This window comes from Streptomyces sp. NRRL F-6492 (assembly GCF_001280125.1).
Classification (GTDB): Bacteria; Actinomycetota; Actinomycetes; order Streptomycetales; family Streptomycetaceae; genus Streptomyces.
Window position 1 is genome coordinate 1 of record NZ_LGEG01000041.1, and the last position, 11,768, is coordinate 11,768.

The 11,768-nt window shown below is 73.3% G+C and carries 6 protein-coding genes and 1 pseudogene; all 7 read left to right on the forward strand.

What is annotated here, in order from left to right; genetic code table 11:
* A partial coding sequence (locus ADL08_RS05970) for an SDR family NAD(P)-dependent oxidoreductase (protein ID WP_159048492.1) occupies positions 1-3,686 on the forward strand: 3,686 nt, incomplete at its 5' end.
* 35 nt (positions 3,687-3,721) lie between these two features.
* Positions 3,722-7,513 (forward strand): annotated as a pseudogene (locus tag ADL08_RS05975) (type I polyketide synthase); the annotation flags it as partial.
* A gap of 29 nt (positions 7,514-7,542) precedes the next feature.
* Positions 7,543-8,763: a cytochrome P450 family protein gene (locus tag ADL08_RS05980; protein ID WP_234352012.1), complete on the forward strand. Its 1,221-nt coding sequence runs from the start codon at positions 7,543-7,545 to the stop codon at positions 8,761-8,763.
* A 49-nt stretch (positions 8,764-8,812) separates the two neighbouring features.
* On the forward strand, positions 8,813-9,175 hold the full coding sequence (locus tag ADL08_RS05985) for a nuclear transport factor 2 family protein (RefSeq protein WP_053640999.1): 363 nt from the start codon (positions 8,813-8,815) through the stop codon (positions 9,173-9,175).
* A 60-nt stretch (positions 9,176-9,235) separates the two neighbouring features.
* Positions 9,236-10,015 carry a thioesterase II family protein gene (locus tag ADL08_RS05990; protein WP_053641000.1) on the forward strand — a complete coding sequence of 260 codons (780 nt, stop codon included), beginning with the start codon at positions 9,236-9,238 and terminating at the stop codon, positions 10,013-10,015.
* Between the two features lie 12 nt (positions 10,016-10,027).
* The gene (locus ADL08_RS05995; RefSeq protein ID WP_053641001.1) at positions 10,028-10,936 is read left to right on the forward strand and encodes a metallophosphoesterase family protein; all 909 of its coding nucleotides are present in this window, start codon (positions 10,028-10,030) and stop codon (positions 10,934-10,936) included.
* Positions 10,933-11,646, forward strand: coding sequence for a 4'-phosphopantetheinyl transferase family protein (locus ADL08_RS06000; protein WP_053641002.1), 714 nt, complete (start codon positions 10,933-10,935; stop codon positions 11,644-11,646). Before ADL08_RS05995 ends, ADL08_RS06000 begins: the two co-directional genes overlap by 4 nt.
* Positions 11,647-11,768: the final 122 nt, after the last annotated feature.

An 11,768-nucleotide genomic window follows, 5' to 3' on the forward strand; every position in this document is an offset into this window, starting at 1 on the left:
AAGTCGCTCTCTACCGCCTGATCGAGTCCTGGGGCGTGAAGCCCGAGATCCTGACCGGGCACTCGATCGGTGAGATTGCCGCCGCGCATGTGGCGGGGGTGTTGTCCCTGGAGGACGCCTGCACGCTGGTGTCGGCTCGTGGTCGTCTGATGCAGGCGCTCCCCGCCGGTGGCGCGATGATCGCCGTCCAGGCTTCGGAGGAGACGGTCCTGCCGCTGCTGGCCGGGCGTGAGTCCGAAGCCGGTATCGCTGCCGTCAACGGGCCCGAGTCCGTCGTCATCGCGGGTGTCGAGGCGGTCGTGCTGGAGATCGCCCAGGCGTTGGGCGTGAAGTTCAAGCAGCTCACCGTTAGCCACGCCTTCCACTCGCCGCTGATGGACCCGATGCTGGAAGACTTCCGCAAGGTCGTGGCCGGGCTCTCGTTCAGCAAGCCCCGTATCCCGATCGTCTCCACCGTCACCGGCCAGGCGGCCACGGCCGAGGAACTCCAGTCGGTCGAGTACTGGGTGGAGCACGTTCGCCGCCCGGTCCGCTTCGCCGACGCCGTCAACACCGTGGAGCAACGGGGTGTCGAGCTTCTGCTCGAACTCGGCCCGGACGGCGTCCTGTCGGCCCTGGCCAACGGCATTCCGGCTCTCCGCAAGGGCCGCCCCGAGCCCCAGCAGCTCGTCACCGCCTTGGCCCACCTCTTCGTCAACGGCGCGTCCGTCGACTGGAAGGCGTACTACGAGGGCTCCGGCGCCCGCCCCGTCGACCTCCCCACCTACGCCTTCCAGCACGAGCACTACTGGCTGGTCACCGCCCCCGACGCCGGTGACGTCGCGGCCGCCGGGCTGGCCCCGGCCGGCCACCCGCTCCTGGGGGCGGCCGTCGAGCTGGCCGGGGGAGACGGGGTGGTCCTCACGGGCCGGTTGTCGCTCCGTACGCACCCGTGGCTCGCGGACCACACCGTCCTGGGCTCGGCGGTCCTGCCCGCCTCCGCCCTGGTCGAGCTGGCCGTCCGGGCCGGTGACCACGTCGGCCGCGACACGGTCGAGGAGCTGACGCTCGACGCGCCGCTGGTCCTCCCCGAAGACGGGGCCGTGCAGCTCCAAGTCACTGTCACAGGAAGCGACTTCGCCGTCTACGCGCGCCCCGACGGCGAGGACCGGGCCTGGACCCGGCACGCCACCGGCACCCTCGGCACCGGCTCCGTCCCCACCGCCGAAGACCTGTCCGCGTGGCCCCCGGCGGGGGCGACCGAGGTCGACGTCGAGGACGCGTATGCGCGGCTCCAGGAGCAGGGGCACGGCTACGGCCCCGCCTTCCAGGGCCTGCGCAAGGTGTGGCGGCGCGACGGCGAGGTGTACGCCGAAGTCGCTCTGGACGACGAACGGCGCACCGAGGCCGACCGGTTCGCCCTCCACCCCGCGCTCCTCGACGCCGTCGTGCAGGCCGCCCTCCTCACGGGGGCGGCCGGCGCGAGCGCCGAGGGCGACGTGACGGTCCCGCACACCTGGTCCGGTCTGAGCCTGTACGCGACGGGCGCGTCCGTCCTGCGGGTGCGGCTGGCGGGGGCCGCCGACAGCGGCACCCCGGCCGTCTGCGTCGCCGACGGCACGGGCGCGCCCGTCGCCTCCGTCGACCGCCTGACCTGGCAGACCGTACGTGCCGAGGACGTGGCCGACACGCGGCTCCGGTCCGGCCGGGGGCTCTTCCGGCTGGACTGGCTGCCCGCCCCGACCACACCGACCACACAGGCAACACCTTCCGCTCCGGCCGTACCTTCCGGCTGGTTCACGCTGGAGACGGACGCCGAGCCCGCCGAGGGCCTGGCCGCGCTGGCCCGGGCCCTGGAGGACGGCACCGTCGCGACCCCGCCGCCGGTCGTCCTCGCCCCCCTCACGTACCCCCCGGCATCCGAGCCGTCCGACACGCCCGGCACGCCCGATGCCGTCCGGCACGCGGCGCACCAGGCGTTGCGGCTGGTCCAGGGCTGGCTGGCCGGCGACCGGTTCGCCGAGTCGAAGCTCGTCGCCGTCGTACGGGGCGGCCCCGCGGCAGCTGCCACACGGGGCCTGCTGCGGACCGCCCAGACGGAGAACCCCGGCCGCTTCGTCCTGATCGACACCGACGCGGAGCAGCCGCACGACGTCCTGGCGGCGGCCGTCGCCACCGGCGAGCCCCAACTCGCCGTGAGCGGAGGCGAAATACTCGTCCCGCGCCTCGTGCGCACGACCTCCGGAAGCGCCGCGACCGCACCCGTACCCGACCAGCCGTCCCCCTTCGACCCCGACGGCACGGTCCTGATCACCGGCGCGACCGGCGCCCTGGGCGGTCTGCTCGCCCGCCACCTGGTCACCGAGCACGGCGTGCGCCACCTGCTCCTGACCAGCCGGCGCGGCCCCGCCGCCCCCGGCGCCGAAGAGCTCGCGACCGAGCTGACCGGCCTGGGCGCCGCCGTCACGGTGGCGGCCTGCGACGCGGCCGACCGCGACGCGCTGGCCGCGCTGCTCACCGGCGTTCCGGCCGGACACCCGGTCACCGCCGTCGTGCACACCGCCGGCGTGACCGACGACGGCGTTCTGGCCTCGCTCACCCCGGACCGGCTGGACGCCGTCCTGCGCCCCAAGGTCGACGCGGCCTGGAACCTCCACGAGCTGACGCGCGAACTCGCCCCGGACCTGCGCGCCTTCGTGCTCTACTCCTCGGTGTCCGGGCTCCTCGGCGGCGCGGGCCAGGGCAACTACGCGGCGGCCAACGCCTTCCTGGACGCGCTCGCCGAGCACCGCACCGCCCGGGGCCTGCCCGCCCTGTCCCTCGCGTGGGGAGCCTGGGGCGGAGCCGCCGCGGGACTGGCGGGCGAGCTGGACGAGGCCGACCTCACCCGCCTGCGCCGCAGCGGCGTCGTGCCGCTCGCGCCGGAGCAGGGCCTCGCGCTGTTCGACGCCGCCGTCACCGGCCACGAGGGGCGCCCGCTGCTCGTACCGGCGCCGTTCGACACGGCGGTGCTCTCCCGGCGCCGTACCGACGAACTGCCCGCCGTCCTGCGCGCCCTCGTACCGGCGACCGGCCGGCGCAGCGCGGCGGACGGCACCGACCGGGAAGGCGCGGATTCGCTGACCCGACGGCTCGCCGGACTGCCCGCCGGGGACCAGGAACGCGAACTGACCGCGCTCGTACGCGCCCAGGTGGCCCGCGTCCTCGGCCACGCGAGCACGGACGGCGTCGCCGCGGACCGCGCGTTCAAGGACCTCGGCTTCGACTCCCTGACCTCCATCGAACTGCGCAACCGCCTCAACGCCGCCACCGGACTGCGGCTCCCCGCCGCCCTGGTCTTCGACCACCCCACCCCGGCCGCGGTCGCCGCGCACCTGCGGACGGAGCTCCTGCCTCAGCTCGGCGGCGGTGGCGGCAGGGCGGCGGGCGACGACACCGACGACCCGCAGGACAGGCGACTGCGCGAGGTGCTGACGTCCATCCCGCTCGACCGGATCCGCCGGGCCGGCCTGCTCGACGCCCTGCTCGGCCTGGCCGCCCCCGCCTCCGACCCCGCCGCGACACCGGCCGGCGCCACGGGCGGCGCCGGTGCCGCCGGACCGGGCGACGCGGGCGACGGGACCGGAGCGGTCGACGCGATCGGAGCGATCGACGACATGGACGCCGAGAGCCTGCTGCTGCTGGCGACCGGCACGGAGAGGTCATGATGAGCACGTCTTCCAACGAACAGTTCGTCGCCGCGCTCCGCTCCTCCCTGAAGGAGGTGGAGCGGCTGCGGCAGCAGAACCAGCAGCTGATCGCCGCCTCCCTCGAACCGGTCGCCATCGTCGGCATGGCCTGCCGCTTCCCCGGCGGCGTGGCCTCGCCCGAGGACCTGTGGCGGCTCGTCGCCGACGGCACGGACGCGATCGGCCCCCTTCCCGAAGACCGCGGCTGGCCCGAGGACCTGTACGACCCGGACCCGGCCGCCTCCGGCACCGCGTACGCCCGCGAAGGCGGGTTCCTGTACGACGGGGACGAGTTCGACGCCCCCTTCTTCCGCGTCTCGCCGCGCGAGGCCCTGGCGATGGACCCCCAGCAGCGGCTGCTCCTCGAAGTCGCCTGGGAGACCGTCGAACGGGCCGGCATCGACCCGGTGTCGCTGCACGGGAGCAGGACCGGCGTGTTCGTCGGCGGCAACGGGCAGGACTACCCGCTGCTGCTCACCGATCCGCCCAAGGAGGTCGAAGGGCTCCTGATCACCGGCAACGCGGCCAGCGTCGCCTCCGGCCGGATCTCCTACACCCTGGGCCTGACCGGCCCCGCCGTCACCCTCGACACGGCCTGCTCGTCGTCCCTCGTCGCCCTGCACCTGGCCGTGCAGGCGCTGCGGGCGGGGGAGTGCTCGATGGCGCTCGCGGCCGGTGTGACCGTCATGTCGACGCCGTCCGGCTACATCGAGTTCAGCCGGCAGCGCGGACTCGCCCCGGACGGCCGCTGCAAGGCGTTCTCCGCCGACGCGGACGGGGTGGGCTGGGGCGAGGGCGTCGGCATGGTGCTCGTGGAGCGCCTGTCCGATGCGCGCCGCAACGGCCACCAGGTCCTCGCGGTCGTTCGGGGCTCGGCGGTCAACCAGGACGGCGCCTCCAACGGCCTCACCGCCCCCAACGGCCCCTCCCAGCGCCGGGTCATCCGCCAGGCGTTGGAGAACGCCCGCCTCACCCCGGCCGACGTCGACGCCGTCGAGGCCCACGGCACCGGCACCCCCCTGGGCGACCCGATCGAGGCGGACGCCCTGCTCGCCACCTACGGCAAGGAACGCCCCGACGGACGGCCCCTCTGGCTCGGCTCGGTGAAGTCCAACCTGGGCCACACCCAAGCGGCGGCCGGCGTCGCGGGCGTCATCAAGATGGTCGAGGCCATGCGCCACGGCGTCCTGCCGAAGACCCTCCACGCCGAGGAGCGCTCCCCCGAGGTCGACTGGTCGAGGGGCGGCGTCGAACTGCTCACGGAGGCGCGCGCGTGGCCGGAGACGGACCACCCGCGCCGGGCGGGCATCTCCGCCTTCGGCATCAGCGGGACGAACGCGCACGTCGTACTGGAGCAGGCGCCGGAGCCCGAGGCGGTACTGGAGGAGGGTACGGCTCCGGTGGTGGTGCCGTGGGTGATCTCCGGTCGTACGGCTGGGGCGCTGCGGGACCAGATCGAGCGGGTCCGTGCGTGCGTTGCCGGGGCGGATGCCCGTCCGGTGGATGTGGGTGCGTCGCTGGTGTCGTCCCGGTCGGTGTTCGAGCACCGGGCGGTGATCGTCGGGGACGAGACGGTCGAGGGTGTGGCCGGGGCCGGTCGTGTCGGTGTGATGTTCACGGGTCAGGGGGCTCAGCGGGCCGGGATGGGCAAGGAGCTGTACGAGTCCTTCCCCACCTTCGCCAAGGCCTTCGACGAGGTCCTGTCGCACCTGGACGAAGGCCTCCGCGAGATCATCTTCTCGGGTGAGGGTCTGGACGAGACTGGGAACACGCAGCCGGCCCTCTTCGCCCTGGAAGTCGCCCTTTACCGTCTGATCGAGTCCTGGGGTGTGAAGCCGGAGGTGCTGACCGGGCACTCGATCGGTGAGATCGCCGCCGCGCACGTGGCGGGGGTGCTGTCCCTGGAGGACGCCTGCACGCTGGTGTCGGCCCGTGGTCGTCTGATGCAGGCGCTTCCCGCCGGTGGCGCGATGGTGGCCGTGCAGGCTTCGGAGGAGACGGTTCTGCCGCTGCTGGCGGGCCGCGAAGCGACCGTCGGTATCGCCGCCGTCAACGGCCCCGAATCCGTCGTCATCGCAGGCGCCGAGGCCGATGTCCTGGAGATCGCGCAGTCCTTGGGCGTGAAGTTCAAGCAACTCACGGTGAGCCACGCGTTCCACTCGCCGCTGATGGAGCCGATGCTGGACGACTTCCGTGCCGTGGTGGCCGGGCTGTCGTTCAGCGCGCCTCGCATCCCGATCGTCTCCACCGTCACCGGCCAGGCGGCCACGGCCGAGGAACTCCAGTCGGTCGACTACTGGGTGCAGCACGTCCGCCGCCCGGTCCGTTTCGCCGACGCGGTCCGCACCGTCGAGGCCCAGGGCGTCGAAAACCTCCTCGAACTCGGCCCCGACGCCGTCCTGTCCGTCCTGGCCGGAGGCGTCCCCGCCCTCCGCAAGGGCCGTCCCGAAGCCCAGCAGCTCGTCACTGCCCTCGCCCGCCTCTTCGTCAACGGCGCCTCCGTCGACTGGAAGGCGTACTACGAAGGCTCCGGCGCCCGCCCCGTCGACCTGCCCACCTACGCCTTCCAGCGTCGGCGCTACTGGCCCGACGTCACGTCGGACGGGCGGCGTAAGGACAGGGAGAGCACGGTCGAAGAGGCGGCGCGGCCGGAGTTCGGGGAACTCCCCGGTCCCGAGCGGCTCGTCGCCCTCCAAGAGCTGGTCCGCGTGGAGGCGGCCGCCGTGCTCGGGCACACCGAGCGGGACACGCTCGGCGACCGGCAGACGTTCACGGAGCTCGGCTTCAACTCCATCACGGCCGCCGAGCTGCGCGACCGCCTCCGTGCGGCGTCCGGCCTGCGGCTGAGCGCCGCCGACGTCTTCGACCACCCGAGCGTGGAGGCGCTGGCGGCCCACCTGGCCGACGGGACAGCCGTAAAGGCTCCGGAGGCCCGTACCGGCACCGCTCCGGCACCGGTCGACGCCCCGCTCGTGGAGATGTTCCGCCGGGCCTGCCTGGCGGGCCGGGCCGCCGAGGGGCTGCGGTTCCTCGCCGCCGCGTCGCGCCTGCACGACGGCGCCGCCCCCGGCTCCGTCGCGGGCGTCCCGCGCGAACCCGTCCGGTTCTCCGAAGGCGAAGGCGAAGGAGACCGGACCGTACCGGAGTTGCTGTGCCTGCCGTCCTTCGTCGCTCCCGCCAGCCCGTTGCAGTACGCGCGGCTCGGCGCCGAGTTCCGGGGCCGGCGCGGCGTACGGGCCCTGACGCTCCCCGGTTACGAGGACGGCCCGGCGCGGCTGCCCGACACCCCGGCGGACGCCGTGCGCGCGCAGGTCGACGCGGTGCGCCGCGCCACCGGCGGACGGCCGTACGTGCTCGTCGGCTACTCCTCCGGCGGCTGGCTCGCGCACGCCGTGACCCGGGCCCTGGAGGCGGACGGCGGCCCGGCGCCCTCGGGGCTCGTACTGCTCGACACGTACCTGCCCGGGGACCGGGAGACCGCCGAACTCCAGAGCACGCTGTTCCGCGAGCTGGCCGACCGGCCGGAGGTGGTCGGGACGGTGGACGACGCGAAACTGATGGCGATGGGCCGGTACCTGACCCTGTTCGAGGACTGGACCCCGGGCCGCACGGCGACGCCGACCCTCGTCGTGCGGGCGGCGGACTTCCTGCTGGATCCCGGCACGACGCCGCTCGCGAGCGCACGGGCCGGCTGGCCGCTGCCGCACACCGAGGTGGTGACGCCCGGCAGCCATCTCTCCGTCGTCGAGGAATGCGCCCCGACGACCGCCAAGGCCCTCGACGACTGGCTGGCCGACCACTCATGAACACGAGCCCCCACCGAAAGGACCCTCTCTTGTCGACCTCGTCGTCCGGCGCCGACCTGCTGAGCTGGAGCTTCGTCCAGGACCCCTACTCCACGTACGAGAAGCTGCGGGAGTCCGGCGTCGTGGGCCGGCACGTCGTGAAGACCCTCGCCACCGAACTCGACGCGTGGGTGGTCACCGACTACGACAACGGCCGCGCCCTGCTCGCCGATCCGCGGCTCTCGAAGGACGCGGTGAACCTGCCGGCGATCGTGAACGCCCGGTCGCTCGACCCGGAGTACTCCGCACCGGAGCACCCCCGCAGCATGTTGTTCAGCGACCCGCCCGAGCACACCCGGCTGCGCAAGCTCATCGGCAGGGCCTTCACCATGCGCCGCGTGGAGAAGATGCGCCCCTGGATCGAGCGCACGACGGACGCGCTCCTCGACGGCGTCCGCCCCGGCCGGGAGTTCGACCTCGTCGACGACATCGCCCTCGCCCTGCCCATCTACGTGATCGGCAACCTCCTCGGCGTCCCCGAGGAGCGGTTCGACGACTTCAAGACCTGGAGCGGGGCGCTGGCGAGCGTCGACATCTCCGCCGAGGAGAAGCAGAAGGCGATCGGGCAGGCGTTCGCGTACCTCGCGCAGCTCATCCAGGAGAAGCGCGCCGCCCCGGGCGACGACATGATCTCCGCGCTCATCGAGGCGGACGACGACGGCGTCCGCCTCACCGACACGGAGCTGATGTCGACGGTCTTCCTGGTGATGAACGCCGGGTACGAGACGACCGCGAACATGATCAGCAGCGGTGTCCTCGCCCTGCTCACCCACCCCGGACAGCGGGACGTGCTGCGCGCCGACACCACGCTGGTGCCGGGCGCGGTCGAGGAGTTCCTGCGGTACGAGAGCCCGCTCAACGTGTCGACGATCCGCTTCACCACCGGCCCGGTGGAGGTCGGTGGGGTCACCATCCCGGAGAACGAGATCGTCTTCATCGCCCTGATGTCGGCGAACCGCGACCCGGCCCGGTTCGCCGAGCCGAACCGGCTGGACGTGACCCGGTCCGGCGCCCACGCCCATCTGTCGTTCGGGCACGGCGTCCACCACTGCCTCGGGGCGCCGCTCGCGCGCCTGGAGGGCGAGATCGTCTTCCGGAAGCTGCTGGAACGCTTTCCGACGTGGGAACTGGCCGTCGATCCGGAATCCCTGGAATGGCGTTACACGGCCCAGTTCCGCGGCCTGGAGAAACTGCCGGTCCGCCTGAGCTGACCGGACGACCGAAAGCAACGAGTACGACAACAAGGAGAGGTGTATCGGAATGGGTGCTGGCAAGGACGTCGTGAACCGGTTCTTCGAGGCCGGTCTGCGGGACGACATCGAGGCCGCGTCGGACTGCTTCGCCGACGACGGCCGCTGGATCATGGCGGAGGGCCCGGAGCCGGGCACGACGTACTCCCGGGACGAGATCCCCGGATTCCTCGGGAAGATCATCGGCCTCCGCAAGGAATACGAGGCCAAGGGCATCACGCTGGAATACGGTGAACCGATCGAGGTCGCCGACAAGGTCGTCCTCGAATTCACCGTCAATTCCCCCGAGGGAAAGGTACTCGACCGCGCCGTCGACATCTTCACCATCCGCGACGGAAAGATCGCCGTGAAGGACGTCTTCCGCAAGGCGTGAAGCCCGCGGCGCTCCGCGCGAGCGCGTCCGCCGAACCGTGTGAAAGGCCCTGAGGAACCCATGACCGCACAGACCGAAGACCTCTGGATACGGAACTTCCATCCGGCACCGGACGCCGCCGTCCGGCTCGTGTGCTTCCCGCACGCCGGAGGCTCGGCCAGCTTCTACTTCCCCGTCTCCCGGGCCCTCGCGCCCGGCGCCGACGTCTTCGTCGCCCAGTACCCCGGGCGCCAGGACCGCCGGACCGAACCGGTCGTCACGGACATCGGCGAGCTGGCCGACCGGATCGCGGACGACCTGGCGGCCCGCGCCGACGACCGCCCGATCGTCCTCTTCGGGCACAGCATGGGCGCGTTGGTGGCCTTCGAGGTCGCCCACCGCCTCCGGGCCCGCGGGGCCGGGCCGGCCTCCCTGGTCGTCTCCGGCCGCCGCGCCCCGCACCTGTACCGCGACGACGCGGTGCACCGGCGGTCCGACGACGGTCTGGTGGCGGAGCTCAAGGACCTCAGCGGCACCGACGCCGGGCTCCTGGGCGACGACGAGATCCTGCGCATGATCCTGCCCGCGATCCGCGGCGACTACCGTGCCGTCGAGACCTACCGCCTCGCCGACGGCACCGCTCCGCTCGACTGCCCCGTCCTCGCCCTCGTCGGCGACAGCGACCCCCGGGTGGACGTCGACGAGGTCCGCGGCTGGGAACGGCACACCACCGCCGACTTCGCCCTGGCGGTCCTGCCCGGCGGCCACTTCTACCTCGTGCAGGAGCAGGCCGCCGTCCTCGCCGCCCTCCGGGAGCGGATCGCCGCACTCCCCGCCTCCCCGCTCCCCGTGGCGGGGTGACGAAGACCCGCCATGGCATACGAGACGCGCGGTGCCGCGCCACCCCCCACCGGGCGGCCGGCCCGGTCCGGCTCCCTGGTGGCCCTGAGCGACCTCCACATCCACTACGCCGAGAACCGGCGGATCGTGGAGGGGCTCAGGCCCGAGTCGGACCGGGACTGGCTGCTCGTCGCGGGCGACGTCGGCGAGATCGTGGAAGAGATCGAGTGGGCGCTGACGCTGCTCGCCGACCGGTTCGCCAAAGTCGTCTGGGCGCCGGGGAACCACGAGCTGTGGACGCCCCGGGAGGACCCCGTGCAGCTGCGCGGCGAACGGCGCTACCGGCACCTGGTGGAGCTGTGCCGCTCGCTCGGCGTCGTCACCCCCGAGGACCCGTACCCCGTCTGGGAGGGCGAGGGCGGGCCGGTCACGATCGCCCCGCTGTTCCTGCTGTACGACTACACCTTCCGGCCGCCCGGGGTGACCTCCAAGGAGGTCGCGCTCGCCCGCGCGGAGGAGGCCGGCGTGGTGTGCACCGACGAGTTCCTGCTCCACCCCGACCCGTACCCCAGCCGCGAGGACTGGTGCAGGGCCCGGCTCGCGCTCACCGAGGCCCGGCTGGCCGCGCTGCCGCCCGGCACCCGGACGGTGCTGGTCAACCACTTCCCGCTGGTCCGCAAGCCCACCGAGGTGCTGTGGCACCCCGAGTTCGCGCTGTGGTGCGGCACCGAGGCGACCGCGGACTGGCACCGCAGGTTCCACGCGGCGGCGGTCGTCTACGGACACCTGCACATTCCCCGCACCCTCACGCTGGACGGAGTTCCGTTCGAGGAGGTGTCGCTCGGCTATCCCCGGGAGTGGCGCCGGCGCACCACCCCGCCGGGCCGCCCGGTCCGCATCCTCCCGGCGGCGGGAACCGCGACGGGGACGGAGGGCCCGTGATCGAGGAACTGCTGCCCGCGTCCGTCGCGGTCGAAGAGGCCTTCGGCGACCTGCCGGAGTCGGTCCTGTACGAGCAGGAGAAGGCGCTCGTGGCCGGAAGCACGGCCGAGCGCCGCAAGGAGTTCACGACCGTACGGGGCTGCGCCCGCGAGGCGCTCGCCCGGCTCGGCGTGCCGCCCGCCCCGATACTGCCCGGCCCGCGCGGCGCGCCCGGCTGGCCCGGGGGAGTCGTGGGCAGCATGACGCACTGCGCGGGCTACCGGGCGGCGGCGGTCGCGCGCGCCGGGGACGTGACGGCCCTCGGCATCGACGCGGAGCCCAACCGGCCGCTCCCCAGCACCGGAACGCTGGAACTGGTCACCGTCCCGGAGGAACGGCACTGGCTGTCGCGCATGGCCGCCCGGCACCCCGGGGTGAACTGGGACCGGCTCGTCTTCAGCGCCAAGGAGAGCGTCTACAAGGCCTGGTTCCCGATCACCGGGCGCTGGCTGGAGTTCGAGGACGCCCTGATCACCGTCGACGCGGAGGCCCGCACGTTCCACGCCCGGCTGCTGGTCCCCGGCCCGGTGACCCCGGACGGACGGCGGCTCACCGGCTTCAGCGGCAACTGGGCGGTCCGGCAGGGCCTCGTGCTCACCGCGATCGCCCTCCCGGCCGTTTCCTCACCTCCGGACGCGTCCGCCATATCCCCATCGAAGAGGAGCAGTTGAGAGATGTCGCAGTCCGATCGAGCCGAGCCCGCCGATGCCCGTGGCCGTGTGGCCGAGCTGCACGTCCTGCGTGAGCGGGCGCTGGCGGGTCCGAGTGAGCGGGCGACGCAGGCGCAGCACGC